General features: G+C 68.5%; 29 protein-coding genes and 1 tRNA gene. 14 read left to right on the plus strand and 16 right to left on the minus strand.

What is annotated here, in order from left to right:
• Window positions 1-37 precede the first annotated feature (37 nt).
• Together ACFYRH_RS04135 and ACFYRH_RS04140 are read right to left on the minus strand one after the other, a co-directional pair.
• Window positions 38-1,264, minus strand: coding sequence for an RNA polymerase sigma factor (locus ACFYRH_RS04135; protein WP_387767776.1), 1,227 nt, complete (start codon window positions 1,262-1,264; stop codon window positions 38-40).
• Window positions 1,261-1,614, minus strand: a complete 354-nt coding sequence (locus ACFYRH_RS04140) for a YciI family protein (protein WP_387771712.1) — start codon at window positions 1,612-1,614, stop codon at window positions 1,261-1,263. Before ACFYRH_RS04140 ends, ACFYRH_RS04135 begins: the two co-directional genes overlap by 4 nt.
• Before the next feature lie 180 nt (window positions 1,615-1,794).
• Here ACFYRH_RS04140 and ACFYRH_RS04145 point away from each other — a divergent pair, with 180 nt between their 5' ends.
• The 3 genes from ACFYRH_RS04145 (at window position 1,795) to ACFYRH_RS04155 (ending at window position 3,861) form a co-directional block, all read left to right on the plus strand.
• A complete protein-coding gene (locus ACFYRH_RS04145) occupies window positions 1,795-3,222 on the plus strand; it encodes an MFS transporter (protein WP_387767779.1) in 1,428 nt (475 codons plus the stop codon).
• Between the two features lie 12 nt (window positions 3,223-3,234).
• Window positions 3,235-3,390, plus strand: a complete 156-nt coding sequence (locus ACFYRH_RS04150; RefSeq protein WP_387767782.1) for a DUF6131 family protein — start codon at window positions 3,235-3,237, stop codon at window positions 3,388-3,390.
• Between the two features lie 108 nt (window positions 3,391-3,498).
• Entirely contained in the window at window positions 3,499-3,861 is a 363-nt protein-coding gene (locus tag ACFYRH_RS04155) for a YciI family protein (RefSeq protein ID WP_387767785.1), read from the plus strand.
• On the opposite strand, the gene ACFYRH_RS04160 is transcribed toward ACFYRH_RS04155, so the two are convergent.
• The gene (locus ACFYRH_RS04160) at window positions 3,832-4,599 is read right to left on the minus strand and encodes an enoyl-CoA hydratase/isomerase family protein (RefSeq protein ID WP_387767788.1); all 768 of its coding nucleotides are present in this window, start codon (window positions 4,597-4,599) and stop codon (window positions 3,832-3,834) included. The genes ACFYRH_RS04155 and ACFYRH_RS04160 overlap by 30 nt on opposite strands.
• Before the next feature lie 237 nt (window positions 4,600-4,836).
• On the opposite strand from ACFYRH_RS04160, the gene ACFYRH_RS04165 reads away from it, so the two are divergent.
• Complete coding sequence (locus ACFYRH_RS04165) at window positions 4,837-5,805, plus strand: SH3 domain-containing protein (RefSeq protein WP_387767790.1); 969 nt, start codon at window positions 4,837-4,839, stop codon at window positions 5,803-5,805.
• 50 nt (window positions 5,806-5,855) lie between these two features.
• On the opposite strand, the gene ACFYRH_RS04170 is transcribed toward ACFYRH_RS04165, so the two are convergent.
• The gene (locus ACFYRH_RS04170) at window positions 5,856-7,124 is read right to left on the minus strand and encodes an FAD-binding oxidoreductase (protein WP_387767793.1); all 1,269 of its coding nucleotides are present in this window, start codon (window positions 7,122-7,124) and stop codon (window positions 5,856-5,858) included.
• A gap of 83 nt (window positions 7,125-7,207) precedes the next feature.
• Between ACFYRH_RS04170 and ACFYRH_RS04175 the strand changes: the two genes are divergently transcribed.
• On the plus strand, window positions 7,208-7,951 hold the full coding sequence (locus tag ACFYRH_RS04175; RefSeq protein ID WP_387767796.1) for a phosphotransferase family protein: 744 nt from the start codon (window positions 7,208-7,210) through the stop codon (window positions 7,949-7,951).
• Here the strand turns inward: ACFYRH_RS04175 and sigJ are convergent.
• Window positions 7,932-8,822 (minus strand): RNA polymerase sigma factor SigJ, encoded by an 891-nt coding sequence (sigJ, locus tag ACFYRH_RS04180; RefSeq protein WP_387767798.1) that lies wholly within the window; start codon window positions 8,820-8,822, stop codon window positions 7,932-7,934. The genes ACFYRH_RS04175 and sigJ overlap by 20 nt on opposite strands.
• Window positions 8,823-9,045: 223 nt before the next feature.
• Between sigJ and trpD the strand changes: the two genes are divergently transcribed.
• From trpD to ACFYRH_RS04195, 3 genes are read left to right on the plus strand one after another with little or no spacing between them, the layout of a single operon-like run.
• The gene (gene trpD / locus ACFYRH_RS04185; RefSeq protein WP_387767801.1) at window positions 9,046-10,086 is read left to right on the plus strand and encodes an anthranilate phosphoribosyltransferase; all 1,041 of its coding nucleotides are present in this window, start codon (window positions 9,046-9,048) and stop codon (window positions 10,084-10,086) included.
• The gene (locus ACFYRH_RS04190; RefSeq protein ID WP_387767804.1) at window positions 10,086-11,021 is read left to right on the plus strand and encodes a sigma-70 family RNA polymerase sigma factor; all 936 of its coding nucleotides are present in this window, start codon (window positions 10,086-10,088) and stop codon (window positions 11,019-11,021) included. Before trpD ends, ACFYRH_RS04190 begins: the two co-directional genes overlap by 1 nt.
• 31 nt (window positions 11,022-11,052) lie before the next feature.
• Window positions 11,053-11,802 carry a YybH family protein gene (locus ACFYRH_RS04195; RefSeq protein WP_387767807.1) on the plus strand — a complete coding sequence of 250 codons (750 nt, stop codon included), beginning with the start codon at window positions 11,053-11,055 and terminating at the stop codon, window positions 11,800-11,802.
• On the opposite strand, the gene ACFYRH_RS04200 is transcribed toward ACFYRH_RS04195, so the two are convergent.
• Window positions 11,787-12,401 carry an alpha/beta fold hydrolase gene (locus ACFYRH_RS04200; protein WP_387767810.1) on the minus strand — a complete coding sequence of 205 codons (615 nt, stop codon included), beginning with the start codon at window positions 12,399-12,401 and terminating at the stop codon, window positions 11,787-11,789. The genes ACFYRH_RS04195 and ACFYRH_RS04200 overlap by 16 nt on opposite strands.
• Complete coding sequence (locus ACFYRH_RS04205) at window positions 12,392-13,387, minus strand: acyltransferase domain-containing protein (RefSeq protein ID WP_387767813.1); 996 nt, start codon at window positions 13,385-13,387, stop codon at window positions 12,392-12,394. Before ACFYRH_RS04205 ends, ACFYRH_RS04200 begins: the two co-directional genes overlap by 10 nt.
• 118 nt (window positions 13,388-13,505) lie before the next feature.
• On the opposite strand from ACFYRH_RS04205, the gene ACFYRH_RS04210 reads away from it, so the two are divergent.
• Complete coding sequence (locus ACFYRH_RS04210) at window positions 13,506-14,273, plus strand: DinB family protein (RefSeq protein WP_387767816.1); 768 nt, start codon at window positions 13,506-13,508, stop codon at window positions 14,271-14,273.
• Window positions 14,274-14,317: 44 nt separating this feature from the next.
• Here the strand turns inward: ACFYRH_RS04210 and ACFYRH_RS04215 are convergent, their stop codons facing one another.
• The 4 genes from ACFYRH_RS04215 to ACFYRH_RS04230 form a co-directional block, all read right to left on the minus strand.
• Window positions 14,318-14,662 (minus strand): YciI family protein, encoded by a 345-nt coding sequence (locus ACFYRH_RS04215; RefSeq protein WP_387767819.1) that lies wholly within the window; start codon window positions 14,660-14,662, stop codon window positions 14,318-14,320.
• A gap of 153 nt (window positions 14,663-14,815) precedes the next feature.
• On the minus strand, window positions 14,816-15,379 hold the full coding sequence (locus ACFYRH_RS04220) for a dihydrofolate reductase family protein (protein WP_387767822.1): 564 nt from the start codon (window positions 15,377-15,379) through the stop codon (window positions 14,816-14,818).
• 133 nt (window positions 15,380-15,512) lie between these two features.
• Complete coding sequence (locus tag ACFYRH_RS04225) at window positions 15,513-16,217, minus strand: DUF4386 family protein (protein ID WP_387767825.1); 705 nt, start codon at window positions 16,215-16,217, stop codon at window positions 15,513-15,515.
• Between the two features lie 235 nt (window positions 16,218-16,452).
• Window positions 16,453-16,541: transfer RNA gene (locus ACFYRH_RS04230), tRNA-Ser, on the minus strand.
• Between the two features lie 305 nt (window positions 16,542-16,846).
• On the opposite strand from ACFYRH_RS04230, the gene ACFYRH_RS04235 reads away from it, so the two are divergent.
• The 3 genes from ACFYRH_RS04235 to ACFYRH_RS04245 all read left to right on the plus strand — a co-directional run bounded on the left by ACFYRH_RS04235 (window position 16,847) and on the right by ACFYRH_RS04245 (window position 20,256).
• Window positions 16,847-18,085 (plus strand): MFS transporter, encoded by a 1,239-nt coding sequence (locus ACFYRH_RS04235; RefSeq protein ID WP_387767828.1) that lies wholly within the window; start codon window positions 16,847-16,849, stop codon window positions 18,083-18,085.
• Window positions 18,086-18,159: 74 nt separating this feature from the next.
• Window positions 18,160-19,377 carry an MFS transporter gene (locus ACFYRH_RS04240; RefSeq protein WP_387767831.1) on the plus strand — a complete coding sequence of 406 codons (1,218 nt, stop codon included), beginning with the start codon at window positions 18,160-18,162 and terminating at the stop codon, window positions 19,375-19,377.
• Between the two features lie 279 nt (window positions 19,378-19,656).
• Window positions 19,657-20,256, plus strand: a complete 600-nt coding sequence (locus tag ACFYRH_RS04245) for a gamma carbonic anhydrase family protein (protein WP_387767834.1) — start codon at window positions 19,657-19,659, stop codon at window positions 20,254-20,256.
• 49 nt (window positions 20,257-20,305) lie between these two features.
• Here ACFYRH_RS04245 and ACFYRH_RS04250 read toward each other — a convergent pair whose 3' ends face one another.
• The 5 genes from ACFYRH_RS04250 to ACFYRH_RS04270 form a co-directional block, all read right to left on the minus strand.
• Complete coding sequence (locus ACFYRH_RS04250; protein WP_387767837.1) at window positions 20,306-21,199, minus strand: sucrase ferredoxin; 894 nt, start codon at window positions 21,197-21,199, stop codon at window positions 20,306-20,308.
• Between the two features lie 103 nt (window positions 21,200-21,302).
• Window positions 21,303-22,592, minus strand: a complete 1,290-nt coding sequence (locus ACFYRH_RS04255; protein ID WP_387767840.1) for a cupin domain-containing protein — start codon at window positions 22,590-22,592, stop codon at window positions 21,303-21,305.
• Entirely contained in the window at window positions 22,589-23,176 is a 588-nt protein-coding gene (locus ACFYRH_RS04260) for a hypothetical protein (RefSeq protein ID WP_387767843.1), read from the minus strand. Before ACFYRH_RS04260 ends, ACFYRH_RS04255 begins: the two co-directional genes overlap by 4 nt.
• 142 nt (window positions 23,177-23,318) lie before the next feature.
• Window positions 23,319-24,347 carry an Rv2231c family pyridoxal phosphate-dependent protein CobC gene (gene cobC / locus ACFYRH_RS04265; protein WP_387767845.1) on the minus strand — a complete coding sequence of 343 codons (1,029 nt, stop codon included), beginning with the start codon at window positions 24,345-24,347 and terminating at the stop codon, window positions 23,319-23,321.
• A gap of 55 nt (window positions 24,348-24,402) precedes the next feature.
• The gene (locus tag ACFYRH_RS04270; protein ID WP_387767848.1) at window positions 24,403-25,194 is read right to left on the minus strand and encodes a carbon-nitrogen hydrolase family protein; all 792 of its coding nucleotides are present in this window, start codon (window positions 25,192-25,194) and stop codon (window positions 24,403-24,405) included.
• 82 nt (window positions 25,195-25,276) lie between these two features.
• Here ACFYRH_RS04270 and ACFYRH_RS04275 point away from each other — a divergent pair, with 82 nt between their 5' ends.
• Together ACFYRH_RS04275 and ACFYRH_RS04280 are read left to right on the plus strand one after the other, a co-directional pair.
• Window positions 25,277-25,816: a molybdenum cofactor guanylyltransferase gene (locus ACFYRH_RS04275; protein WP_387767851.1), complete on the plus strand. Its 540-nt coding sequence runs from the start codon at window positions 25,277-25,279 to the stop codon at window positions 25,814-25,816.
• Between the two features lie 41 nt (window positions 25,817-25,857).
• Window positions 25,858-26,718: a phosphotransferase family protein gene (locus tag ACFYRH_RS04280; protein ID WP_387767854.1), complete on the plus strand. Its 861-nt coding sequence runs from the start codon at window positions 25,858-25,860 to the stop codon at window positions 26,716-26,718.
• Window positions 26,719-26,728: the final 10 nt, after the last annotated feature.

The following is a 26,728-nucleotide window of genomic DNA, read 5'->3' on the forward strand; positions in this document are numbered from 1 at the left end:
CTGTCCAACCTGACACATCCAGAGGTCCAACGCGACTTCAGTCCAGGCGGTCCGCCTTCGACTGCAGGTAGTTGCGCTCCGGCACACTCGTCGTACGCCGGGCCGCCAGCAGGTAGCTCTCCCGCGCAGCGGCGGTGTCACCGGACATCTCGAGCAGGTGCGCGCGGACAGCCTCCAGCCGGTGGTTCATGCGGTCGTCCGACTCGAGCGGCTCCAGTACGGCGAGACCCTCCTTCGGACCGACCGCCATACCGACAGCGACCGCGTGGTTGAGCTTCACCATCGGGTTGTCGACCAGCTGCTCCAGCACGTCGTACAGCGCGACGATCTGCCGCCAGTCCGTGTCCTCGGCGCGCGCAGCCGTGTCATGAACCGCCGCGATCGCGGCCTGCACCTGGTACGGACCCAGCTGCGTTCGGGACAAGGCATCCGACACCAACGCCTCACCCTCGACAATCAGCGCCTTGTTCCACAGGCTGCGGTCCTGCTCGGACAGCGGTATCAGGGTCCCGTCGGCGCCAGTGCGCGCCGGCCGTCGCGCATCGGTGAGCAGCATCAGCGCCAGCAGCCCTGCCACCTCACCGTCGTCCGGCAGCAGCTTCCGTACGCCGCACACCAGCCGGATCGCCTCGGTGGTGAGCTCCGCACTGTGCAGCGACGTCCCGGACGAGGCCGTGTAGCCCTCGTTGAAGATCAGGTAGAGCACATGCAGTACGGCGCCCATCCGCTCGTCCCGCTCCGCCTCGGGCGGCATCTCGAACGAACTGCCCGCCTGCTTGATGCTCCGCTTCGCCCGGCTGATCCGCTGCGCCATGGTTGCCTCGGGCACCAGAAATGCGGCGGCGATCTGCGCGGTGCTGAGACCACCGACCGCACGCAGCGTCAGAGCGATCTGCGATGCCGGTGACAACGCCGGATGGCAGCAGAGGAACAGCAACGTCAGCGTGTCGTCCCGGCCGCCCGGATCGTCAATCTCCGGGCCTGAGGCAACGAACTCCTCCGGAGCGGCGAGCTGCGCGGCATTCTCCTCCCGACGCCGCCGCGCGGACTCGCTGCGGAGCAGATCGGTCAGCCGCCGCGAGCCGACCCGGATCAGCCAGCCGCGCGGGTTGTCCGGCACGCCCTCGGACGGCCACTGCTGCGTTGCTGCCAGCAGCGCCTCCTGGACCGCTTCCTCGGCCAGGTCGAAGTGGCCGTAGTGCCGGACCAGCGCACTCAGCACCTGCGGCGCCTGCTCCCGGAGCAGCAGGTCGAAGTTGCTCACATTTCCAACCCGGACATGTCCATCACAGGTCGCACCTCCACGGCGACGTACTCCGCGTCCGGCATCCGGGCGGCGTACCCGATCGCCTGGTCGATGTTCTCGCACTCGACCAGGTAGAAACCGGCCAGATGCTCCTTCGCCTCGGCGTACGGCCCGTCCGTGGTGGTCGTGGTGTCGTCACGCACCTGCACGGTCCGCGTGGTGATCGGGTCGGCCAGACCGGCCGCACTGACCAGCAGGCCTTGCTCGGTCAGCTCCCGGGACAGCGTCTCGTGGGCCTCGACCAGACCGTCGCGTTGTTCGGCCGACAGGCCCGCCCAGCTCTCGGGGTTGCTGTAGATCAGCAGCATGTACTTCACAGACACCATCCTGTCCCCAGCGGAGGCCGCGGTGACCTCCAGTTAACAGGTACGTCGGAACAGACCCGCGGTACTTCGACAGTTCCGGAATGTCGAAGTACACCAGGTCGGCGCCGACGTCCCCGGCGAGTGACGCTCAGCCGGGGCGTCCCGCGGTACTGGAGATGGCTGATGGTTTCCGAATCGAAGCGCTGGTTCGCGCTGGCGTTGCTCTGCCTGACCGGGTTCATGATCATTCTGGACGCTTCGATCGTGCTGGTCGCCGTACCGTCGATCGAGCGGGAGCTGACCTTCTCGACCGGTGGGGTGCAGTGGGTGCCGAGTGGGTACGCACTGATGTTCGGTGGTCTCCTACTGCTCGGCGGCCGGATCTCCGATCTCCTGGGACGCCGGCGGGTGCTCATCACTGGACTGCTGCTCTTCGCCGGGTCCTCCCTGCTGTGCGGCTTCGCCTGGAGTGGTGATGCTCTGGTCCTCGCGCGCGGCCTGCAGGGCGCCGCGGCCGCCGTACTCGCTCCCAGTGCGCTGTCGATCGTGATGACGACGTTCCCCTCCGGACCGGATCGCAACAAGGCGTTGGGGATCTGGGGCGCGACCAGTGGAGTCGGCGGTACGGCGGGATCGCTCATCGGCGGCCCCGTCACCGACGGACTCGGCTGGCAGTGGATTTTCTTCATCAACGTGCCGGTCTGCCTCCTGGTCGTCGCACTGGCGCCTGCCGTACTGATGGACAGCCGTGGACCTGGACGCCGCGGCTTCGACGTCGCTGGCGCCGTCACAGTCACCGCAGCGCTCATCGTCCTCGTGTACGCCGTCATCGGGGCACCGGAGTCGTCAGCGCTACGGACTGCGCTTCTGGCTCTGCTCTCGGCCGTCCTCTTCACGCTGTTCGTCCTTGTCGAGAAGCGATCCGCGGCACCACTCGTACCGCTCCGGATCTTCTGCTCGCGCACGCTGGTCGGTGGGAACCTCATCACGATCGCCTGGGGCCTGGCGGCCTTCGGACTCAACTTCGTCTACACGCAGTACGCGCAGCTCGCTCTGGGCGTGTCCGCGATCCGCTACGGCCTGATGTCCGCCGTACTCGCGGCAGCAGCCGTCATCGGGTCCATGATCGGCCAGCACCTCGTCACTCGCGTCGGACCGCGCCTGGTCGCCTTCGTGTCCTTGCTGATCGCAGGAGCCGGTACGACGCTGATGACTCGACTGACCGTGGACTCCGGGTACTTCGAGCTGGCCTTCTGGGGTCTGACGATCTTCGGCGCCGGGCTGGGCGCCGGCTCGGTCGCAGGTTCGATCGCCGCACTCAGCGACGTGGCAGGGGAGGACTCCGGAGTCGCTTCCGGACTCCAGAACGCCAGCTTCCAGATCGGCGGTGCAGTCGGCGTCGCTGCCGTCTCGGCCGTGGCCACCGCCAGTACGTCGGGCAGCACTCCGACCGCACTGAGTCACGGCTATCGGATCGCGTTCGCGACGGTGTGGTTGTTCATCGCCGTCGGCCTCGCCGGATGCCTGCTGGTCAAACGACTGTTGGAGGTTCAGGGGGCCGGGAGTGGGAACCGGGAGTCTGCGGCCGCCACCGTCAGGCGGCCCAGTTGAAGGAGGGTTTCCATGCTGGTCCTCGGCCTGATCCTGTTGCTCCTCGGGTTCTTGCTGCACATCTCGATCCTGTGGACGATCGGTATCGTCCTGCTCCTCGTCGGAGCGGTTCTGTGGCTGCTCGGAGCGACCGGCCGCGCGGTTGGTGGCCGACGGCATTGGTACTGATGCCGCACGGATGCCCTGGCATCCTGAACTGACAGAGGAAATCCACGGGACCCCGCGAACCGGCACGGTTCGCGGGGTTCTGTCGGTCCCGCTGGTTACGGTGAGGCCATGAAGTACGTCGTGATGATCTTCCGGAGTATCGACCGCGTCTGGACCGCCGAGGACGACCAGTCGCTGGCCCGGCTGATCCAGCTGGAGCGCGAGCTGGCCGCGTCCGGTGAGCTGGTCAGCTCCGAAGGGCTGCGGCCGCCCGAGGACGGCCGGATCGTGCAGATCCGGGACGGTCAGCAGGTGGTCACCGACGGTCCGTTCGGTGAGGCGAAGGAGCAGCTGGCCGGGTTCTTCCTGATCGACGCCGCCGACGACGACCGGGCGCAGGCGATCGCCGGCTCGGTGTCGGCCGCTGTCAGCGACCGGGTCGAGCTGCGCGGCACGCTGATCTCATCGGGGATGCCGGCCGAACTGCGGTGACCGCTTCTCGGTGAAGGCCGCGATCCCTTCCGCGAGTTCACCCGAGGCGATCGTCTCGCGATAGCGCCGTACCGCTGCCGTCTCGGCGTCGGTGCCTGCCAGCAGCGCGTTGACCGACTCCTTGGCCGAGCGGATGGTCAGCTGCGACCGCGTCAGCATCGTGGCCGCGAACGCCTCGGCCGCCGCCATCGGGTCGTCGGCCACCCGATCGACCAGACCCTTCAGGTGGGCCTCGTCGGCGGTCAGCAGCTCGCCACTGAAGAGCAGGTACTTCGTGGTTGCCGGGCCGACCAGATCGAGCAGGACCTTGATCGCGTCCGGCGGATAGACGACGCCGATCCGGGCCGGCGTCACGCCGAAACTCGCGTCCCGGGCGGCGAACCGGAAGTCGCAGTTCACCGCGAGCTCGAGACCGCCACCGATGCAGTGCCCGCGGACCACCGCGACCGTCGGCTTCGGGAACTCCCGCAACGCGGCCTGTGCGCGCAGGTTGAACGCCCGCAGCTCGGCCATCGGATCGGCCGGATCGTCGCCGGAGATCAGCTCCCGGATGTCCGCGCCGGCCGAGAAGCTCGGCCCGTCCCCGGTCACCAGCAGGACCTTCACGGCGTCGTCTTCGGCGAGCTCGGTGAGCAGTCCGGGCAGTGCCTCCCACATCGCGCGGGTCAGGGCGTTCCGCTTCGCGACCCGGTCGATCACCACCCGGGCGACCGCGCCGCCTTCGATCCGAAATCCCACCCGCGCAGTCAACCAGCAACGCCCGGCACGCGCCGCGCCCTGGATCACAACGGCGATCTCTGCACCAAGCGTTTGATCTCGAACCGATTACTTCCGGATAGCGGGCAGATCACGACTCGGCCGAGTCGGTGCACGTTCGTAATGCGTTAAGACTCCAGGCCGATTCGAACCGGCGCGGCGATGTGTGCTTGACTCCTCCGGTCGATAACGTTTTGGTCTCGGCAGATTGGGTGACAAGTGGCAGGACGGCATAGACAGGCGCGGCACAAGCAGTCGCGCCTCAAGGGCATCCAGCCCGGCATCGTGAAGGTTGCGATCCCCGGCGCGGCAGTGGCCATGGTGGCCACCGGATCTGCCGCCGCATTCCCCAGCCAGCACGTCAAGCTCGACCCGTCGATCGCCAGCTCGTCCCTGCAGCTGTCGCGCGACACCACGATCAGCCGGGACGCTCTGCGTCCGCCGATCAACACCCCGTCGACGACTCCGAGCGCCACGCCGAAGCCGAAGTCGACCCCGACGGCGAAGCACCTGAAGAAGCAGGCTCCGATCCCGAAGCCGACCTCCGCCAAGACCCGCGCGTCGGCCGAGGTGAACGCGGCGCCGCCGAAGATCTCCGGCACGAAGTACACCACCACCGACGTGAACCTCTGGTCCCTGCCACTGACCGGCATCCTGCTGGACGTGCTGCCGAAGGGCACCAAGGTCTCGGTCACCGGCAAGGTCGACGGCCTGTACGCCGAGGTCGTCAGCGACGGCAAGTCCCGCTGGGTGAAGGCGCAGTACCTGGCCGCCACCAAGCCGGTCGCAGCCGTCGCCGGCGCGATCTCGCAGACGGTCTGCAAGTCGGGCTCCGCGGTCGAGGACGGGCTGACCCAGGACGCGATCCGGGTGCACCGGGCGATCTGCGCGAAGTTCCCCGACATCACGTCGTACGGCGGGATGCGGTCCGGCGACAGCGGCTCCGAGCACTCGACCGGGCACGCGCTCGACATCATGGTCAGCGGCTCCGAGGGCCAGGAGGTCGCGGACTGGCTGAAGGCCAACTACAAGAAGCTCGGCGTCAGCCAGCTGATCTGGCAGCAGCACATCTGGACCGTCCAGCGCAGCAGCGAAGGCTGGCGCGCGATGGAGGACCGCGGCAGCACGACCGCGAACCACTACGACCACGTGCACGTGACCGTCTACGGGAACACCGGCACGGTCTGACCTGGGGTGAGCGGTCCGGTCTCCGCCCTTCCGGGGACCGGGCCGCTTCTTCATGGCCGGATGTTGGCGTTCAGGTGGAAGAAGTTCGCCGGGTCGTAGGCCCGCTTCACCGCCCGCAGCCGCTCCAAGTCCGCCGCGCCGTACGCCGTCTCCGCGCGCCCAGGATCACCGAGGAAGTTCACGAACGTCCGGCCCGAGCTCGCCAGCCCCGCCACCTCGCGGTCGATGATCAGCGAGTACGCCGCCCCGCGGTGACCGACCGGCCCGGCGCCCGGTCCGGGGTGCGCCATCGCGCCGCCCCAGTGCCGGACCTCGACCATCGCGTCCTCGAGTTCGGCGACCATGTCGATCACCTCGTCGGTCAGCGTGTCCAGGAAGTCGAGGTGCCGAGCGGGCGTGCCACCCATCGCGGCCTCGGCGTACTCGATCGTCGTGAGTTCACCGGCGAGACGTTGGCCGGCGACCTCGAACAGCGGCTTGAGGAGGTGCTCGGCGAGATCCGCGGGGCCGGCGTACAGAACCTTGATCGCGACGGCGCGCTGCTCGGTGCCGGGGATACGGGTCAGGACGACCGCGGTGCTGAGTTCGTTGGGGATGGTGGCAGTCCAGTCGCGGTACCGGCGCAGGATCGCCGCGGCACGGTCGATGCCGTAGTACACGATGCCGGCGTGGACCTGGCGGACCGGGTACAGGCGGAACTCGAGCGACGTGACGATGCCGAAGTTGCCGGTGCCGCCGCGGATCGCCCAGAACAGATCGGGGTGCTGCTCGGCGCTCGCGGTGACGGTACGGCCGTCGGCCGTGACGACCTCGGCGCGGATCACGCTGTCCGCCGCGAACCCGTACTTGCGGGCCAGCCAGCCGACACCGCCGCCGAGCGTGTACCCGGTGACGCCGACGTCGCGGTGCGACCCGGACAGCGGGGCGAGCCCGAACTGGCGAGCGGCGTCCAGTACGGCGCCCCACCGAGCGCCCGGCGCGACCTTCGCGATGCGCCGCTCCGGGTCGATCAGGACCGACGTCATGGGGGTCGTCTTGAGCAGGATCCCGCCGTCGGCCGGGACGCGGGTGCCGTGTCCCGTCGCCTGCACAGCCAGCGGTACGCCGTACTCGCGGGCCGTCCGTACGGCGGCCTGGACGTCGGATCGGCTGAACGCCTCAGCAACCACGAGAGGGCGCGAATCGACCGACGGGATCACGGAGCGACGCTGCTCGTCGTACTCCGCCTCTCCCGGCAGCCGGACGGCACCGTTGAACCCCGCCCCCAACAGACCCGCCACCACGTCACTGGCAACCGCAACAATCGCCTGCGTAGACATCCGATCCGCTCCCTCACGTAGCTGCTTCTGCCTGTACGTCGAAGAAGGGGGCCGATTATTGACACCCCGGACAGACTTTTCTGATGACGCATTCGGTCGAGGCAACCGGCGCCACCGTCACCAAGCGCTACGCGTCCTGGTCACGCGCTGAGCCGTCGCGCGAGTGGGACGCCCTCGCCCTGCTCTCCCGAACTGTCCCTGAGCTTGTCCCGGCACCCCTCACCTCATCCAGCGAGCCCACTCCGTGGATGACGATGACGCCGCTGCCCGGCGTACCGCTGGTGGATCCGCTCACCGCTCCGCAACTGACGGCCCTCGGTACCGCGCTGGAGACGCTTTGGTCGGTCCAGCCCAGCGGTCTGCCCCCGATCGATCTACCTGCGCTCGTCGACCGCACCCGCGCAGGTCTGAAGGCGTTGCAAGGCACTGCCGGCGTGATCGGCACAGCCGCGCAAGCCTGGCTCGACCACGAGCCGTCGGACGTGATCGACGTACAGGACCCGGTGGTCGCACACGGCGACCCCAACCTGACCAACTACCTGTGGGACGGCACTCTGGTCCGCATCATCGACTTCGAGGACGCCGGGCTCGGTGACCGGACTGTCGAGCTCGCCAACCTCGTGGAGCACCTGTCGGGTCGCGCGACCGACTGGACTTCACTGGTACGGCGCTTCGCTGTGGATCCGGGGCGGTTCCGGGCAGCGCGGTGTCTGTGGGCCGGGTTCTGGCTGACGCTGATCGGACCGGGCGGGCCGAGCGCGCACCGCAACCCCCCGGGGACCGCGGCGGCGCAGGCTCAGCGCGTGGTCAGGCTGGTAGGGGGATGATCTCGAGGCGGTCGAGGTCGGCGAGGATGTCGATCTGGGTGATCTTGCCGGCGGCCACGGTGACCGCCATGACACCCATCAGGCGGTCGTTGACGACAGTGATGACCCCCGGAGCGCCGTTGACGATCGCCAGCTGGTTGTACGGCGCCATGCGGCTGAACAGCAGCGCCTGCTCGACGACCGCCTTCGCACCGCGGACCAGCTTGGACACCGCCGGCCCGGCGAACTCCGCGCTCGCGCCGCCAGCGTCGGCGCGCAGCAGCACCTCGGGGTCCAGCAGCTCGAGCAACGCCTCGAAGTCACCGCCGCGCGATGCCGCCATGAACGCCTCGACGACCGCGCGCTGCCGGCTCACGTCCCCGTCACTGGCCGGCGCACCCTGCACCCGCCGCCTAGCCCGACTCGCCAGCTGCCGCGTGGCCGCCGGTGACTTGTCCACAATCGTCGCGATCTCGTCGAACCCGACCCCGAACATGTCGTGCAGCACGAACGCCAGCCGCTCCGCCGGCGACAGCGTCTCCAGTACGACGAGCAGCGCCAGGCCGATCGCGTCCGCCTGCATGGCCTCGCCCTCGGGCCCCAGCTCCCCGTCCACCCGCTCGATGATCGGATCCGGCACATAGGTGTCCAGCGAGTCCTCCCGCCGCGACTTCCGGCTGCGCAGCATGTCCAGGCACACCCGCGACACCACAGTGGTCAGCCAGCCCGCCAGATTGCCGACATCACTCACGTCGGTCCGGCTCAGCCGCAGCCAAGCCTCCTGTACGGCGTCCTCCGCCTCGGCCAACGACCCGAGCATCCGGTACGCGACCGCACGCAGGTGCCCACGGTTCTGCTCGAACTGCCGCGCCAGCTCCTCGTGCTCGTCCACCGCTGCCCTTCCGCTGTCCCGGTCCTCAGTGCTCTGACGGATCGACTCATCATGATGTGACAAGCAGTCCGCGTGCGCTAATCTCGGGTGCATGTTCCAGCGCGCAGGTATGTGGTGGGCCGTCGACTGACGGCCTGATCGCGCGCATCCACCCGGCCGTCTCCTGCGAGGCGGCCGTTGTCATGTTCTCCTCGTGGGCGGCCCAGCACCCCGAGGACTGTCGATGGCAACAACGCTCCGGACCTGGTCCGGCCTGATCTCCGCGCTCCTGGCCGGCTCCGACCTGTCGGCGGCGGACACCGGGTGGGCAATGGACCAACTGGTGCTGGGCGACGCGTCACCGGCCCAGATCTCCGGCTTCCTGATCGCCCTGCGGGCCAAGGGCGAGACCTCGGACGAACTCATCGGCCTGGCCGCCGCACTCCGCTCGCATGCCACACCGGTCCGCATTACCGGACCGTTCGTCGACATCGTCGGGACAGGCGGTGACCGCACTGGTGCGGCGAACATCTCCACCATGGCCTCGGTGGTCGTAGCCGCCACGGGTGTCACCGTCGTCAAACACGGCGGTCGCGCTGCCTCCTCTTCAGCAGCCGGCTCCAGTGACCTGGTCGAGCACCTGGGGATCCCGCTCGACCTGTCCGCAACTCAGGCCGCTCAGATGGCAGCCGACGTCGGGCTGACCTACCTGTTCGCTCCACGCTTCAACCCAGCCCTCCGCCAAGTCGCAGTGGTACGCCGTGAGCTCGCAGTCCCAACCGCCGTCAACGTGCTCGCACCCCTGCTCAACCCAGCTGATCCACCACACCAGCTCGTCGGCGTCGCCAACCCACAGATGCTGCCCGTACTGGCCGGCGCGCTGGCCGAACAGGGCAAGTCCGCCTTGGTCGCTCGTGGCGACGACGGCCTCGACAAGCTCACTACTACTGGCTATTCGCGTGTCTGGGTCGTGCATGACGGCTCTACCCGGGAGGCGGTGTTCGACCCGCGCTCACTGGGCCTGCGGCCGACGTCATTGGCCGAGCTACGAGGTGGTGACGCCGCGTTCAATGCCCGACTGATGCGTGACGTGGTCGCCGGAGAACGCGGTCCGGTGCGGGACGTCGTACTCCTGAATGCTGCCGCTGCACTGACCACGTTGACGCTGGAGCGGGGTCTGGAGCCGTTGGCGGATTGCTTCGAGCGCTGCGCGGAGGCTGTGGACAGCGGCAAAGCTGCTGCAGTGCTGGATCGCTGGGCCAACCAGTCGTTAGCGTGCCAGTGATGCAGGAGCTGCTGGCCGCCGCGCGAGCGGGTGACGAGCACGCCTTCGGACAGCTGGTCGATCCGTGGCGTGGTGAGCTGCACGCGCACTGCTACCGAATGCTCGGCTCTGACGCGGACGCGCAGGATGCTGTCCAAGAGACGCTCCTCCGCGCGTGGAGCAGCCTGCCGCGGTACGACGACCGCGGATCGATCCGCGCGTGGCTGTACAAGATCGCCACGAACCGTTGCCTCACGCTGATCGAGCGCCGCGATAAGCGTGCGGAGGAGGCTCTCGATCCGTACCCGGAGAGCCGGCTGACGTGGACCGCTGCGTTGACTCCCGAGGCCGAGATGCTGGCGCTGGAGTCCGTCGAGCTTGCGTTCGTCACGGCGCTGCAGCACTTGTCCGCTCTGCAACGGGCAGTGCTCCTACTGCGCGACGTACTGGCATTCAGTGCCCGTGAGGTGTCCGAACTGCTGGAGACATCGGTTGCCGCGGTCAACAGCGCGCTGCAGCGTGCGCGGTCCGTGGTGAGCGCCGTACCGAGTCAGCAGCAGACTCTGCGCACGCTGGGCGAGTCGGGCGAGCGAGACCTGGTACGACGCTACATCGCAGCGTGGGAGGCCCGCGACGTCGACACGATCGTGGCGATGCTGGCCGAGGACGCGAAGTACTCGATGCCTCCGCTGCCGGACTGGTTCGTCGGTCGCGACGCGATCCGGACGTTCCTGCTCGACGGACCGCTGCGCGACCAGTGGCGGTTCCTGCCCGCGCGTGCGAACGGCCAGCTCGCGTTCGGCACCTACCTGCTCGAGGGCGACCGCTACGTGCCCGCCGGGCTCGATGTCGTCGTACTGCGGGGCTCGCACATCGTCGAGGTGGTGTCATACCTGGAGGCGGATTTCCCGACTTTCGGGCTGCCCGATGAGTTTGTGGATCCTCCCGGGTTGTAGCGGGTGACAAGCTGCCTTACCGAGGAGTGCCATGAGTGACGAGCAGGAGATCCGCACACTGATCGAGAACTGGGTCACCGCGGTCCACGCGGGCGATCTGAAGACGGTGCTGGCCGATCATGCCCCTGACCTGGTGATGTTCGACGTGCCGCCGCCGTACGACGGGGTGCGCGGGCTGGAGGCGTACCGCGCGACGTGGCCCGGGTTCTTCGAATGGCAGCGGTCGGGGGCCTCGTTCGAGCTGGTGTCGCTGGACGTGACCGCGGGCTCGGACGTCGGTTTCGCCTTCGCGCTTCTGCGGTGCGGGACCCCGGACGACAATCCGGACCAGCGTCTGCGTCTCACGATCGGCCTGCGGAAGATCGACGACCGCTGGACCGTCACGCACGAGCACCACTCCTTCCCCCACGAGGACGCCGACACGACGGAGGTCGGCGCCGTCCTCGACAAGTGGGGCGAGGACACCGCCTCCGGCGATCTGGACGCGTTGATGGAGCCGATCGCCGAGGACGTCGTCTCGTACGAGATCGACGGCAACTACAGCGGCAAGCCTGCGGTCCGCGAGGTGTGCGCGGCCGGCCTGAAGTCCAGTTCCAACCCCATCACGTTCACCATCCCGAACCCCACCATCGAGTCCGCGGGCAATCTCGCCGTGGCCTGGTCCATCGACCACATCACGGCCGACGGCACCGAGACCAGGCCGCGCGCCACCCGCGTCTTCCGCAAGACGCCAACCGGCTGGCAGATGATCCACCAGCACCTGTCCTACCCGGCGTCGTAGTCCCCGGCCAGCCGTCGCACGGCGTCGGTCACTGTGTCTGCGTGGCGCAGCGGATCGGCGCCGGGTGTCCAGATGAACTCGCAGCCGGGGATGCGGGCCGCAGTGGCGCCGGCCATGGCTGAACGCACCGGACTGTCCTCGTCGCCGACCACGACAACGGACGGCACCCGGATCTCGTGTAGCTGGTCGTACACGTCGTCGTCGAACCCGTCTTCCCCCGTGCTCTCGGGACGCGGGAAACCGGGCACGTCGGGGTACAACAGCACCAGTCCATGCACCTGCTCGGGATGTACGAGCGCGAAGCTGAGCGCCGTCCCGCCGCCGGCCGAGCAGCCGACCAGGAGCACCCGCTGGAGGTCCAGTTGGCTCAGTACGGTCTCAAGGTCCCCGAGCGGCGAGAACTCACCGCTCGCGCGCGACGAACGCCCTGACCCGCGAGCGTCGTACCGGAGCACGCGTCGGCCACTCAGCCCGGGCAGCACTGGGTCCCACACCTGCGAGTCCCCGCTCTCGGGGTGCAGCAGGACGATCGGTACGCCGCCTCCGGCCAAATGGTCGGCCCAGACCTCGTCCGTACCGACTGGGATCCTCAGCTCCATGTCTTCAGGGTGCCCGTGCGCTGGTGCCAGTGGCGACCGGCACGCAGGTGGTCGACGAACGCACGCTGCAGAGTGGTCTCTTGAGGGACCGCGGCGAGGTCCTCCTCGGTCAGCGGATGGTCTGGTACTGCGATCTGCAGACCGAGCCGCATCAGTTCGCGATCACCGTCACTCGGGTCATCGGGTGGGAGGTACGGCAGCAGGTCGAACCGACGCTGGAAACGGATGATGTTGGACTCCGGAGGCAGGTACTCGGCCAGCTGCGGGTCCAAGAGCCAGGAGTGACACACAAACGCACTCACCGGCTCTTCTGGGTACCAGCGCTTGAACGACTCGACCGCAGTGGCAATCGACTCTTCAGAAGCCTGTGCGTCGAGCCGGCCGGTCGGTGGGATGTGCAGAGACAGCACGTACCCGGACACGTCGTCGCCCATGCCGAGCTGAGTCCGAGTGAACGCGTGGCGACCGAACTCGTAGTCGGCACCACGGAACCGCAGCGGTGGCGTCCACATCGACATCAGGCCGACTCCGGAACGGCCGAAGAGGTGCCGGTGCGTTCCCATCACCCCTCCGAGCGCGGAGACGCTCGTTCTCGTCACCGCCTCCGGCACACCACGCCTTGCGTGCAGCTCGCACAGCCGCGGCACACTGGCCAGCAACGCCCACGCCGCCGCGAACAGTCCCACGGGGGACGCATCCCGCGGTACGGCGGGCCACCCGCGGAACCCGGTGGGCGGGATGGGTAGGTCGAAGTCGCGTTCGATCTCTCCCGCCAGTGCGGCGGTGACGGCCCACCACTCCGGCTCGTGGTCCGGGTCCGGCCGCGCCGCGAGCATCTCCTTCTGGTCGGCCGGGTCGACTCCGCAGTACGCCATCAGGTCCGCGGCGTTGTCCGGTAGCCGCAGGTCGCCGTACCGCAGTCCCTCGAACCGTGTCCGGTCCCGCTCCGGGTAGCCCAACCGCTCGGCCGCTTCCAGGACGTCCATGTCCAGTTCCTTTCGCCGGGTCTCTCGACCCCATCACGGGCCGGGTCCCGCGCGCACGACTTTTGTGTCCGAGGTCACGGCTAGGCTCGCCGCGACATCGACAACCACGGGAGTTGGCATGACGAAGTTCGGTCGGACGGACGATTTGCAGGGCGCGGAGTTCGTCGAGGCGAACCTCAAGGGAGCACGGTTCAACGAGGTGAACCTGAAAGGGGCCCAGTTCATCGAGGCCGACCTGTCCGGCGTGGTGATGCGCGGCATCGACCTGCAAGGTGCCGACCTCGACTCGCCGTGGCTCACCGAGGCCGGGGGCAGCATGATCGTGAACGGCGTCGACGTGGCTCCGCTCGTAGAGGCTGAGCTCAACCGGCGGTTCCCGGGCCGCGGAGAGCGGCGGGCGCAGGATCCGGAGGCATTCCGAGCAGCGTTCGCCAAGGTGGAGGCCGCCTGGGCAGCCGCCCAGGCACGCGCCGCGGCGATGCCGGAGGGCACTGTCGACGTCTCGGTGGGCGGTGAGTGGTCGTTCGCGCAGACGCAACGGCACCTTGTCCACGCCACCGACATCTGGTTCGGCAGCGCCATCCTGGAGCTCGACGAGCCGCACCACCCGATCGGCCTGCGTTACGGCGGCACCGACGACGGCACCTCCCCCGTCCCGACGTACGCGGAGGTCCTCGAGGCCCGCGCCGGCCGCCTGAAGATGGTCCGCGACTACCTCGCCGAAGTGACTGCCGCCGACCTCGAATCGGCCCGCAAGAACCCGCATGCACCCGAGCACCCCGAAACGGTCGGCTCCTGCCTGCGCGTCATCCTCCACGAGGAGTGGGAACACCTCCGCTTCGCCACCCGGGACCTCGACACCATCGACTCCAACAAGGCCACCTGACCCGGCGGGCCCGGCGCGAGGCGGGCGGGGTCGGGCGGCCTTGGTCAGGCCTCCGGGTCGTCCATGAACTTGCGAAGATCCTGCGGGCAGCGGCACGCGGCTGCCACCTTCGCCGCCCACTCGAGAGCTTCCGTCCGGGTGGGCACGTTGACGACGAAGATCCCGCCGAGCTGCTCCTTGTTCGTCGCGAACGGCCCTTCACTGAACAGCCCGTCGGTCGTCGCCGTGGCAGCGTCGACGCCGTAGTTCAACCCACCGGCGAACCGGAACACACCGGCATCCTTCGCTTCCTGGATCACCGCCTGCCCCGCCTTGGCCACATCGGGCAACTCTTCCGCGGGCACGTGGTCCATCGCCCCGTTAGCGAACGAGATCAGGTAATGCGCCATCTCAGCACTCCTTGTCCGACGGCCGCTCCCCGACCGCCTCCCACCGGTCCCACGAACGCTACCCACCGGATCCGACACCCCAGGCCTGACAATTCTCGGAAAAGAGGTGGGCGTGCCTCGCCGGAGGCGTTCCACTCGCGCTGGGAGTCGCGCTCAACGCCTCGTCTCGTACCTGGTCACGACCACGCCGCCGGGCAGCGTCCGCGTCTCCACCAGGTTCAGGTTCACCCAGCTGTCCAGCGCGGAGAAGAACGGTCTGCCGCCGCCCACCAGCACCGGATGAGTGACGACCTCGTACTCGTCGACGAGCCCGGCCCGCATGGCCGCCCCCGCGAGCGTGGCGCCACCGACCCGCATCGGCTCGCCGTCGCCCGCCTTGAGCCGGGTGATCTCCCCGACCGCGTCGCCCGTGACCAGGCGGGCGTTCCAGTCGACCTTGTCGATCGTCGAGGAGAACACCACCTTCGGCGTGTCCCGCCAGTTCCGCGCGAACTCGATCTGCGCCGGCGTGGCGTCGGGCTGCTCGTCGCCGGTCGGCCAGTACGAACTCATCCCCTCCCACATCTTGCGCCCGTACAGAAACAGCCCGATCGCCAACTCCCGATCAAGCCACCACTGAAAGAACTCGTCACTCGGACTGCTCCACCCGATGTCATCACCAGGCGCTGCGACGTAGCCGTCCAGAGTCAGGTTCATTCCGTAGATCAACTTCCGCATACCGCCACGCCTTTCTGCCGGTCCGGGAGCCTGTCTCCGGCCGCCCGTCACCCCTGCAACGAACACCCAACTCCAGATCCGACAGCCCGCCGCCAGAATTTCTGTACAGACTGCCGAATGGCGGGAGCGGTTCCTAGGTAGCGCCGACCTTCCTGGGCATCAGAACCAGCCGTACGCCGGTCACCAGCAGCCACACGAGCCAGGCGGCGTAGCCGAGTAGCCCCACGAGCAGGATCGGCGAGCCGTCAGCGATCGCGAGGTTGGCCACCCCGGCGGCGATCGCCAGGCCTCCCCCGGCCACGCCGAGCACACGCTGCCACGGCGCCGCCAGCCGACTCGCATGCGCCGCCAGCGCAGCGCCGATGAAGGTGGTGCCGAGCGCCGACAGCGCCAGAGCGAATGCTCCTGCATGCAGCTGCCAGACGAGCTTGAACAGCGGGCTCGGCTCGGCGAGCTCGCCGGCGGACAATACGACTCCGTCCCACAGAACGGCGTAGAACGCGAAGACCGCCGCGAGCGTCGCGCCCGCGGCCACCGCGAGGCGCGACCAATCGGCGCCCGCACCCCCGCGACGCCCTACCAGCCCGTGGAGACCGGTCACGAACACGAGCAGCAGCGGCAGGTTCAGCGCCTCTGAGGCGACCGCGATCGCGACCGCGCCCCGGTTCTCCGCGTGCCAGGCGAGCACCTTCTCGATCGGGTCGCCGTAGCCGGGCGGCCTGGTCCAGACAAACACCGCATTCTGGATGACCAACGACGCTCCCAAGGCGATCGCCGCCGCGCCCACGACCCGTTCCCCGAACGCCGGGGTCGGCGTCGTCAGCGGAACCTTGTTCACGGCCACAGCATGCGCTTGCGTAGCCGCCGCAATCAACATCGGGGATCCGCACTCACCCCTGCCGCACGGTCGCACCTGAAAGCAGATCCGCAGCTCGGTTCGCGGGCACAATGCGGGCACAGACAGCCGCAGACGGCTGGTGTTGGCCGGACACGCCCAGGAACACTCGGACCCGCTCAAGCGGCGCCACCCCCATGTTTCAGCAGGTAAGGGCGCTGCTCGGTGACTCAGAAAGCGGAGGGTGTGGGATTCGAACCCACGATGACGGTCACCCGCCATACCGGTTTTCAAGACCAGCGCACTCGGCCGCTATGCGAACCCTCCTGGCGGTTGCCGCCGAGCGTTGAGGATAGCGCAGGTGGGGCGGGGGGAATCCGAGTGCGGGGGCGGGGAGTGGCCGGTAGGGTCGCCGCAGCGGCGGATGGACCGCCTGAGGGTACGGACGGAGGTGGGAGCGATGTCTCGGTCCTTCGAGGTCATGGCACACACGGTCCGGTCGGCACGCTGACTCGCTGGCTCGCTGAGTAGCACCGAGTAACACCGAGCAGCGCTGAGCAGCACCGACCGGATGCACGGACCGGCGTACGCCGGTGCCCTGTCGATCCGTCATGCCCTCAGGAGTCACATTCATGCGTTCTCTCGACGCACTGGCGTTCCCGGCCGAGCTCGGGTCCGATTTCCGGAAGATCTGGCCGGCCTCGATCATCTCCAACCTCGGCGACGGCGCCCTGCTCGCCGCCGGCCCGCTGCTCGTCGCCTCGATCACGACCGAGCCGGCGGCCGTCGGAGCGGCCGCGTTCGTCCAGCAGCTGCCGTGGCTGCTGTTCGCGCTGTTCAACGGCGTCCTGGTGGACCGTTTCGACCGTCGCCTGATGATCGTTGCCGCCGACACCTTTCGCGCGATCGTCCTGGCCGGGCTCGGCATCGCCGTACTGCTCGGCGCCGCACCGCTCTGGGCGGTCTACGTCACGCTCTTCCTACTCGGTACGGCGGAAACGCTTGCGGACAACGCCTCTGGCGCACTGCTCGTGAGCGCGGTGCCGAAAGAGCACCTCGGTAAGGCGAACGCGCGCCTGTTCGCCAGCGGCACGGTGCTCCAGCAGCTCGGCGGTCCGCCGCTCGGCGCACTGTTGTTCGCAGCGGGCGCCGGCATCCCGCTGGTCTTCGACGCGGTCACGTTTGCCGCTGCTGCGGCGCTCATAGCGCGGGTCGCCGTACGCCCGCCGCAGCCTGACCACGCCGCTCGGGCAGCGCTCTTGCACGAGGTGCGGGACGGAGTCCGGTGGCTGTGGAAGCACGCTGGTGTGCGGACGCTCGCGCTGTCGATCCTGGTCATGAACATCACGTTCTGTGCCGCCTTCGCCACCTGGGTGTTGTTTGCCCGTGAGCGGCTCGGTCTGACCGAGACACAGTTCGGACTGCTCGTTTCGGTCGGCGCCGTGGGCGGTGTGCTCGGTATGCCGACGTACCACTTCCTGGAGCCGCGGGTTGGCTCGGTGACGCTGCTACGGGTCGGACTGGTCGTCGAGACGACGGTCCACCTCATCCTCGCGCTCACCAGGAGCCCGTGGGTGGTCGCCGTGACGATGGCGGTCTTCGGGGTTCATGCGGTGATGTGGGGCATCGTCTCGACTACAACGCGTCAGCTGGTCACTCCGGACAACCTGATGGGCAGAGTGAACAGCGTGTACCTGCTGGCTTCAGTAGGCGGTGCAGCGGTCGGCTCCGCGCTGGGAGGAGTACTGGCGCAGCGCTTCGGACTGGCCGCTCCGTTCGCGATCGCCTTCGTGGCGATGGTGGTGATGACACTGACCGCCTGGCGTCCCCTCCAGAACGTGGCGGTACGGCGGGTCTCCGCAACAGACTGAAATCTGTTGGAGCGTGCTGACGAACGCTTGCTAGTGTTCGCCAGCCCCCAAAAGCCCGATCGGAGTGCTTTGCCATGCCCGCAGCCGCGTCACTCGGTCTCCCGAACGTACGTGGCCGCGTACCGCTCCTGGCCGGTCTGGCGATCGACTCATTCGGCGGTGGGTGCGCGGGGCCGCTCCTGCTCCTGTTCTTCAACAAGGTCGCCGGCATCGAGCTCGGGACGGCCGGACTGATCCTGACTGTCGCCACGCTGTTCTCCATCGCCGCCCCGGCCGCGGTAGGCGTGGTGATCGACCGGATCGGGCCGCGCAACATCGTGGTGGGCGCACAGTTCGCCCAGGGCCTGGCGTTCACCGGCTTCTTCTTCGGGCGGTCGGTCTGGCTGCTGTTCCTGTGCTCGCTGGTGATGGCGACCGGACAGCGGGTGTTCTGGTCGGCGATCTTCAGTCTGCTCGCGGATGTCGCCGACGAGGGCGATCGAGACAAGTGGTTCGGCCTGGGCGGGATGATGCAGGCCGGCGGTCTCGCGCTGGGCGCTCTGGCGGCCGGCTGGCTGCTGGCGATCGGGGGCGATGCCCCGTTCCTGGTCGGCATGGCCGTGAACGCGGTGACGTTCTATCTCGCCGGGCTGCTGCTCCTGCGACTGCATCCGTCGCACCACAAGCGATCCACGCAGGACACCGGACCTGCTCCGCTGTTGCGCAAGGACAAGACCTTCCTGGTGCTGATCGGCGCCAACACCTTGCTGGCCCTCTGCACGATGATGCTCGGCGTCGGCGTGCCGGTGTACGTCACCGAAGCACTGACCGTGCCGAAGTGGCTCGTCGGTGTGCTGATCGCGGCGACCGCGCTGGTGCTGGCGACCGGTCAGACGCTGGTCGTACGGCACACCGAGCGCAGGCGCCGTACGAACGTCATGGTTGTTGCTGGAATCGCCTACGCGGTGTGGGCGCTGCTGATGGCGCTGCAGGTTCACATCCCGGCGGGTCTGGTCGTGGCGGTGCTGGTGCTCGCGACGGCCTGTTATGCGTTCGCCGACGTACTGCACGCGGCGACCAACAACGCGCTGTCGGCGGCGGTCGCGCCGACGGTCGGGCGCGGTAAGTACCTGTCGTACTGGCAGTACTCGTTCACGTTCGCGAGCGTGCTGGCGCCGGCGTTCTTCACGCAGCTCTTCGAGGTCCATCACGAGCTGCCGTGGCTGGCGCTCGCGGCGGTCGCGCTGATCGCCAGCGCGACCATCTACGTCCTCGCGCGGGTCGCGCCGCGGCTCAGCTCCGAGCGGATCTGACACCAGGCGGCACCGGTGTCGACGCCGGACGGCACTGCTCACCACCCTCGGTACCTGACCCGTCAGGATGCGTTGCACTCTCTCGAACATCTGTTCTAATGTTGGCTCAGTTCGCGGTTCTCCACCCGAATTGTCCGCCGGCCCGAGCCTCCCACCTCCGACGTGGACGGCCCGGAGGACACCGCCGCCCGGGTTGTGAGGACCCGGGCCGTGGAGAGTCCGCACAGATCGGGTACGCATTGAGGAGCGAGGTGACAGGCTAGGAGAGGACACCGACAGATGCTGATGGAACACCGCGGCCGTCGACCGGTCGTGCCCGAATCCGCGTACGTCGCCCCATCGGCCGTGCTCTGCGGCGCCGTCGTCCTCGGCGAAGGCAGCAGAGTCCTGCACGGTGCGGTGCTGACCGCGGAGAACGGCGAGATCCGGCTCGGCGAGAACAGTGTGGTGATGGAGAACGCCCTGGTGCGAGGCCGGGCCGACCATCCCGCGCTGATCGGCGACGCGGTCCTAATAGGTCCCCATGCACACGTGAACGGCGCCACGGTCGAGGACGAAGTCTTCATCGCCACGGGCGCCGCGTTGTTCCCCGGTTCCGTCGCCGGCGCAGGTGCGGAGCTCCGGATCAACAGCGTGCTGCATGTGAACTCGCGACTGGAAGCAGGCGTGGTCCTCCCGATCGGATGGATCGCGGCCGGCGACCCGGCGCAGCTCTTCTCCCCTGACCGGCACGAGGAGCTGTGGCAGGTCCAACGCGAACTGGACTTCCCCGGGACGGTGTACGGCGTACCCCGCGGCACGTCCATGCGCGAGATCATGGCGCGCCAGTCGGAGTACTACGGCGCGCACAGTGCGGATCGGCCCGTGGATCCGTCCTGACCCGTTAGGTGTGCGGCCAGGGTGGTGGCCACGTGGCGGTCATGCACGGTCACGTGGTGTTCAGGTTGTGGAGTTCGAAGCGGCGGACCTGAGTGGGCGAGGAACCCGCGCAGGTCAGGCGGGCGTCGATCGTGTCGACATGGGCCGACACCTCGACGGAGACCAGGCTGTTGGTGGATGCGAGGAGGATTCGCCAGCGGTGCTCCCCGAGGACTTCAACAGCTTGCGGAAGGAGGTCGTCGACACGGGCCGAATGACCGGCAGCGCGGGCGAAGTGCTGGGCCGCCTGCACGGGCGGGATGAGCGCACCTGATCCACGGAGGAGATCGGGTACGACGGCACGCTCGTCGTACTGCTTCGCGAGTTCGACGGCGCGGGCCGGTGGGACGTGCCCGTAGAACAAACCGTGGGGCAGGACGACCACGTTCGCCGCGAAGCGGTCGCCGCCGACGTGGCTGCACTCCCAGGTTCGTTCCGGGTATGCGGCAGTGAGGGCTGCCGCGACGGGACGTCCGCGGACGGCGCAGCACGCGTCGTGACGGCCGTGCGTGCAGACGAGGTACACCGGCTCGCTACTGACCACGCCGGCGTCGTTGCCGGCCAGGACCTCGAGGAGATGCCCATCGGTTGGCAGGTCACCCCAACGTGCGAGCTCACGTCCCGGCCTGCAGTCCACCAAGGCCCAGCGTCGGGGCCTGGTCCGGTCGACTCGTCCGGGGCGGCGCACCAGGACCGGGCGGATTCCCAGCTCCCGGCACCTGCGCGTCACTACGTCACCCACAGATCGGAGAGAGGTGAGTGCTTGACGAGGCCACGGGCCGTGAGTCTCGATGAGTAGCCAGCGCTCGGCGGGTGGGGCGGTGGCAATCAGCGAGTCGTGACGGAGGTCGGCTTGCGCTGCGCAGCCGGTCTCCGGTCGATACCTGACGTCACCTGGGTCCACGCCGCCTCACGATACTGTTGCGGACTTCAACTACCCGGACGTTTCCACTGTGCGGCCAACGGAGCGACTCGCGGGCGGTTCACCGGTTGCTTGGATGTGCGGATCACTGGGCGGTTGCGACTACTACGGCTTCGGTGAGGAGGCGGCGTACCAAGACCAGCTGGTCGGCGTCGTCGAGGCCAGGCAGGTTGCCGACCTTGCAGTCGGCACCCGACGCGAGTTCGGCGACCGCAGCAGCGGTGACGGCCGGGAACGTGATGGTCCGATCCGGGAGCTGGAGGGCGACCGGATCACCTGGGACGACACGACAGCGCAGACCGGCGCGCAGCCGGACCGTCGTACCAACCGCCAGCGAAGCGATCGACGCAGCGTGAGCGAGTGGAGGGAGCGGAGCCGGCCGGTTGCTGGACCAGGTCCGGCGACGGAGGCGTGCAGCCAGTGCCTCCGGCGTAGCGGATTGGAGCTCCTGTGTGAGGAACTCGACCACCTCAGGCAGCTCCTCCGCCAACTGCTCCGGGTCACCGGGGTCGAACCCAAGCGGCAGCGCCGTGCGCAGTGACGCCTGGTCCGCAGCCAGCACCGCCAACTCCTGCACGAGGAGGTAGCGCGTCAGAGTGTGCAGGCCGATCGTCAGGTGTGCGCTGACGCCGCCCAGCGCCTTCGCGGAGTGCAGGAACCCTCGCGGCACATAGAGCGAGTCGCCAGGCCTCAGCACCTCGTCGATCACCGGCTCCCGGTCCCGAGCCGCCGCTGCGACTGCCTGAGAGTGCTCCGTCCACGGCTGATTGCGCAGCGGATCGAGATGAACCGGTTCATGCACAGTCCAGTGCTTCTCGCCCGCCACCTGCAGCACAAACACATCGTGTACGTCGTAGTGCGCCGAGAAACCCTGCGACTCGGCAGGCGTGATGTACGCGTTGATCTGCACCGGATGACCCGCATCGGCCGCCAGCTGAGTGGAGAAGTCCACCAGCGCCGGCCATGTGCGATGGAGCGCCTGCAGTACGACGGTATGCCCGCTCGCGAACAACGCTGCGACTTTGTCGTCGCGCACCTGGTCCGCGACCTCAGCACCGGCACCGGCCGGCCCGGTGAACTGACTGTCGCCGACAACCGAACCGTTCTTGGCGATCCGCAGGAACGGCGTGCGCAGCCCGCGGCGGGACAGCAGTTCATCCACCGCCTCGAGACTGAACAGGTCGTCGTACGGCGCGGGCAGGTCGGGGGCGTGGGACAGCAGCGCCCGCGAACCCCAGTAGGAGTTGGCGAACTCGTCCAGGTCGCCGGCTACACAGCGCCGGAGTGCCGGGCGCTCGTCCCGCAGCGACTCACGGCCGTCAGCCGGCGGCTGCGAGTTGTTGGGAAAGGGCCCGGCCTCCGGCACGGTACTCACCAGCTTCCGGAGTTCCCGCCGGCGCCGCCGTCAGCGCCACCATCGGCACCACCGTCCGAGCCGCCCGAGTTCCCGCCACCCTCGCTATAGCCACTACCCGACTCACCACCGGAGTCACCCGAGCCGCCGGAGTAGTTCCCACCCGACTCGCCGCCGGCACCACCGTCAGCGCCACCGTCCTGCGAGCCCTGCGAAGCACCACCATCAGCAGGACCCTCGCCATAACCGCCGCCACCATCCCCACCACCGGAGCCGCCGTCTCCACCGGAGCCGCCGTCGCCGTAACCACCAGCGCCACCATCAGCACCGCCGTCGGTCCCACCCGGGTTCGCGCCGCCATCCGCAGTACCCTCGCCGCCGCCGGCACCACCGTCTGCGCCGCCGTCCTGCGTGCCCTGCGACGCTCCGCCGTCCGCCGGACCCTCGCCGTAGCCGCCGCCCCCCGCGCCGCCGTCGGCTCCGCCGTCCGCGCCCCCGTCGGACGACGAGCCGTACCCGCCACCCGACGAACCGTCGTCGCCTCCGCCCGAGTTCTCGTAGCCGCCTTCGGACGAGGTGTTCATGTCGTCGTCGCTGAGACCCATGACGCTGCTCCTTTACGAATGGCCAGAAATTGCCCGGGACATACCACTCGGGCACCTGGTCATCTTGTGCGCAAAGTCGTCCTCAGCTAAACCCCTCGTGCGTTACAGCGCCAACTCGATTGAGCGGCAGGCCCGACTCCACTCAGCGCAGGACGTCGGACAGCACCTTCACGAACCCGTCCGTGACGTCCTCAGGACGCACGGCGATCCGCAACCAGTCCGGCCCGAGCCCGGGGAACGTGTCCCCGCGCCGAACCGCGAATCCCTGCGCACGCAGCGATTCCCGCACTTCCGCGGCACCCGGCACGTGCACGAGGACGAACGGTGCCCGCGCCACGCCGTACGTCGAAAGTCCACCCGCCGTACGCAACCTGTCGAGCAAATGGACACGCTGACGTTCGATGTCCAACGCCGCCTGGGCCGCTTCGGCGACGGCCCGCTCGTTGCTGCAGGCAATGGCCGCCGCGAGCGCAGGAGTGGACACCGGCCAGTGCGGCTGAACCGCGGCCAGCTGCTCGATCAGGCTCGCGCCCGCGAGCAGGTACCCGACCCGCAGCCCCGCGAGTCCCCAAGTTTTCGTCAGGCTGCGCACCACCACGAGGCCCGGGATCGACGCCCCGGCGAGCGACTCGGGCTCCCCCGGTACGGCGTCCATGAATGCCTCGTCGACGACCAGGATCCGGTCCGGCCGCGCGAGCTCGCGCAGGTCGTCGGCCCGATGCAGCACCGAGGTCGGGTTGGTCGGGTTGCCGATGACAACGAGATCCGCATCGGCCGGTACGGCGGAAGGGTCCAGCCTGAACCCGTCCTCGGGACGCAGGATCACCCGGTCGACCAGGTGCCCGGCCGACCGCAGCGCGGCCTCGGGCTCGGTGAACTGTGGATGAACGACCACCGGATGCCGCGGCCGGAACGCCCGCGCAATCAGCACGAACGCCTCCGCCGCGCCCGCCGTCAGCAGCACCCGGTCCGGCGCTACACCATGTCGGTCGGCAACAGCTGCCACCGCCGCATCCTGGCGTGGGTACGCGGCCAGGTCGGTCAGGCTCGCGGTGATCGCGTCGACCAGCCAGGCCGGCGGCGTCCCCGCGCGCACGTTGACAGCGAGGTCGACCAGTCCCGCGCCGACCTCGAGATCGCCGTGATGCTCCAGATCAAACCCATCCACCACGCCCAGGAGGCTAACGGGTCCGCCAGACTTTTGGACCACTCGGTCCGCGCACTGGTCAGCGGGGGGTGACGGAGTATCTGCGGTTCTGCAGCGACGGGTTGCGCTTGCGTACGTCGGCCAGGCGCTCTGCGGTGACCTCAGCGAACGCATGTCCGTCCGACTCGCCTACCGACGCGAGCGCGACGCCCTGTGGGTCCACGATCTGGCTGAGGCCGCAGTACTTCTTCCCGTTCTGAGCGGCCGCCGCGACGTAGCAGGTGTTCTCCACGGCCCGGGCGGTGAGCAGCGTGGTCCAGTGGTGTTCCTTGAGCGGTCCGCGGACCCAGGCGGCCGGGACGACGAGCACCTCGGCGCCGGCGTCCACCAGTGCGCGAGACAGCTCGGGGAAGCGCAGGTCGTAGCAGGTCATCAAACCGAGTGAACGGCCACCGATCTGCACTACTACCGGCGCGACGTCGCCAGGTGTCAGCTGGTCGGACTCCTTGTAGCCGAAGGCGTCATACAGGTGGATCTTCCGGTACGCACCGAGCAGCGAGCCGTCCGCGCCGACGGCCAGGAGCGTGTTGTACGGACGATGCTGGTCACAGCTGCGTTCGAACATACCGGCGACGATCGCCACCCCGTGCTCGACCGCGGCCTTCCGCAGCGTCGCCACGAACTCACCGTCCAGCGGCTCGGCAGCCTCGGCCACCGACTCCCCTTCGGCGGCGAAGTCCGACATCACCGCTTCCGGCAGGACCACCAGATCAGGCCGGCCCTGGGCGGCGTCCGCGACCAGGCGGGTGACCAGGTCCCGGTTCGCGGCCTTGTCGTAGCTGCTGGCGGTCTGCACCACGGCGATCCTCATCTCTCCATGGTGCCGCAGAAACCACGCCTTGAACCTCAGGTGGTCTGAGAACTGAGAGGACGGTTGCTGGCAGACTGCGAGGGTGGAGTTTGACGCGGTGGTGCTGGCCGGGGGCGGGTCCACTCGGTTCGGCGGCGTGGACAAGGCGATGCTCGTGCTGGATGGCGTCTCGATGCTGGACCGGGTACTGACCGCCACAGCCGCCGCGACGTCGACGGTGGTGGTCGGACCGGTGCGTACGACGTACCGCACGGTCGACTGGACGGTTGAGGACCCGCCCTCGGGCGGTCCGCTGGCCGGGCTTGCCGCCGGATTGGCACACGGCACGGCGCCCGTCGTGGTCGTGGTGAGTTGTGACCTGCCGTGGATCACAGCTCACGATGTAGCGACGCTGATCGACGGTCTAGGGGAGCACGACGGATGCGGCCTGCGCGACCACAGCGGGCAGGAGCAACAGCTCGCCACCGCCTACCGCCGCACCGCCCTCGCGCAGGCGATCCAGCAGGTCGGCGATCCCAGGGACAAGTCGGTACGCCGAACGCTCGCCGGACTCGACCTCGTCTGGACCCCACCGACCAGAGCCGGCGACGACGTCGACACCTGGTCCGACCTCGACAACTGAAGGCCGGAAAACCCGCTCGACACCGCCCATAGGTTCGACTCATGGATATCGCCCAGTTGGTGTCCGACGTCGTCGGGCTCGACGTCGTCGAGGTGCTCGAACGCACTGGCGGCCAGCTCAGCACCGTGTACGAGGTCCGCACCTCCGCCGACCCACTGATCGTCAAGGTCTACGCGCCCGAGTGGCGCTGGAAACAGGCCAAGGAAGTCCACGTCTACCGGATGCTCGAACCCGAGGTCGGCGACTCGATCCCGCGAGTCGTGCACGTCGGCGACGGCGTCACGATCCTCACCAAGCTCGACGGCGCGCCGCTGTCCCAGGTCGAGCCGCCCGACTGGCGGGCGATGTACACCCAGCTCGGTGAGCTGCTGCAGCGCGTGCACCGCATCGCGCAACCGGCGTACGGCTATCTGACGGATCAGATCCTGGACCCGCTGCCGGACAACGACCAGTACATGCGGCGCCAGTTCGCCAAGAAGCTCGCGGAGTTCGAGCAGCTCGGTGGTGACGCGAAACTGCACGCCAAGCTCAGCACCCACGTCCGCGACCACGCGCACCTGTTCTCGGACAACACCGCTGCCGTGCTGTGTCACAACGACTTCCACGAAGGCAACATCCTCGTGGACACCGGCACCTGGCGCGTCACGGGTTTCATCGACGTGGAGAACGCGATCGCCGCCGACCCGTTGATCGATCTCGCCAAGACCATCCAGTACTCCGCGCACGACGACGCCGGCAAACTCGCGGGCCTCACCGACGGGTACGGCGCCGTACCGGCGGACCGGATGGACATCTACCGGCTCTACCACTCGCTCGAACTATGGGACTGGTTCCAGTCGATAGGCGAGACCACTTACCTCGACTCGATCGCGCAGGACATGGTCCGGCTCATCGAGAGCTGAGGGTAAGTTG

This window comes from Kribbella sp. NPDC004875, assembly GCF_042873375.1.
Lineage (GTDB): Bacteria > Actinomycetota > Actinomycetes > Propionibacteriales > Kribbellaceae > Kribbella.

Excerpts from the sequence above, each read along its gene's own strand:
- ACFYRH_RS04140 (WP_387771712.1), bottom strand. The coding sequence starts at position 1,614 with ATGCTGCTGATCTACAGCAACCCCGAGAGCTGGGCGGGCCTGTCGGCC.
- ACFYRH_RS04145 (WP_387767779.1), top strand. The coding sequence starts at position 1,795 with ATGGTTTCCGAATCGAAGCGCTGGTTCGCGCTGGCGTTGCTCTGCCTG.
- ACFYRH_RS04150 (WP_387767782.1), top strand. The coding sequence starts at position 3,235 with ATGCTGGTCCTCGGCCTGATCCTGTTGCTCCTCGGGTTCTTGCTGCAC.
- ACFYRH_RS04155 (WP_387767785.1), top strand. The coding sequence starts at position 3,499 with ATGAAGTACGTCGTGATGATCTTCCGGAGTATCGACCGCGTCTGGACC.
- ACFYRH_RS04170 (WP_387767793.1), bottom strand. The coding sequence starts at position 7,124 with ATGTCTACGCAGGCGATTGTTGCGGTTGCCAGTGACGTGGTGGCGGGT.
- ACFYRH_RS04175 (WP_387767796.1), top strand. The coding sequence starts at position 7,208 with ATGACGCATTCGGTCGAGGCAACCGGCGCCACCGTCACCAAGCGCTAC.
- trpD (WP_387767801.1), top strand. The coding sequence starts at position 9,046 with ATGGCAACAACGCTCCGGACCTGGTCCGGCCTGATCTCCGCGCTCCTG.
- ACFYRH_RS04190 (WP_387767804.1), top strand. The coding sequence starts at position 10,086 with ATGCAGGAGCTGCTGGCCGCCGCGCGAGCGGGTGACGAGCACGCCTTC.
- ACFYRH_RS04195 (WP_387767807.1), top strand. The coding sequence starts at position 11,053 with ATGAGTGACGAGCAGGAGATCCGCACACTGATCGAGAACTGGGTCACC.
- ACFYRH_RS04200 (WP_387767810.1), bottom strand. The coding sequence starts at position 12,401 with ATGGAGCTGAGGATCCCAGTCGGTACGGACGAGGTCTGGGCCGACCAT.
- ACFYRH_RS04205 (WP_387767813.1), bottom strand. The coding sequence starts at position 13,387 with ATGGACGTCCTGGAAGCGGCCGAGCGGTTGGGCTACCCGGAGCGGGAC.
- ACFYRH_RS04210 (WP_387767816.1), top strand. The coding sequence starts at position 13,506 with ATGACGAAGTTCGGTCGGACGGACGATTTGCAGGGCGCGGAGTTCGTC.
- ACFYRH_RS04215 (WP_387767819.1), bottom strand. The coding sequence starts at position 14,662 with ATGGCGCATTACCTGATCTCGTTCGCTAACGGGGCGATGGACCACGTG.
- ACFYRH_RS04220 (WP_387767822.1), bottom strand. The coding sequence starts at position 15,379 with ATGCGGAAGTTGATCTACGGAATGAACCTGACTCTGGACGGCTACGTC.
- ACFYRH_RS04235 (WP_387767828.1), top strand. The coding sequence starts at position 16,847 with ATGCGTTCTCTCGACGCACTGGCGTTCCCGGCCGAGCTCGGGTCCGAT.
- ACFYRH_RS04240 (WP_387767831.1), top strand. The coding sequence starts at position 18,160 with ATGCCCGCAGCCGCGTCACTCGGTCTCCCGAACGTACGTGGCCGCGTA.
- ACFYRH_RS04245 (WP_387767834.1), top strand. The coding sequence starts at position 19,657 with ATGCTGATGGAACACCGCGGCCGTCGACCGGTCGTGCCCGAATCCGCG.
- ACFYRH_RS04260 (WP_387767843.1), bottom strand. The coding sequence starts at position 23,176 with ATGGGTCTCAGCGACGACGACATGAACACCTCGTCCGAAGGCGGCTAC.
- ACFYRH_RS04270 (WP_387767848.1), bottom strand. The coding sequence starts at position 25,194 with ATGAGGATCGCCGTGGTGCAGACCGCCAGCAGCTACGACAAGGCCGCG.
- ACFYRH_RS04280 (WP_387767854.1), top strand. The coding sequence starts at position 25,858 with ATGGATATCGCCCAGTTGGTGTCCGACGTCGTCGGGCTCGACGTCGTC.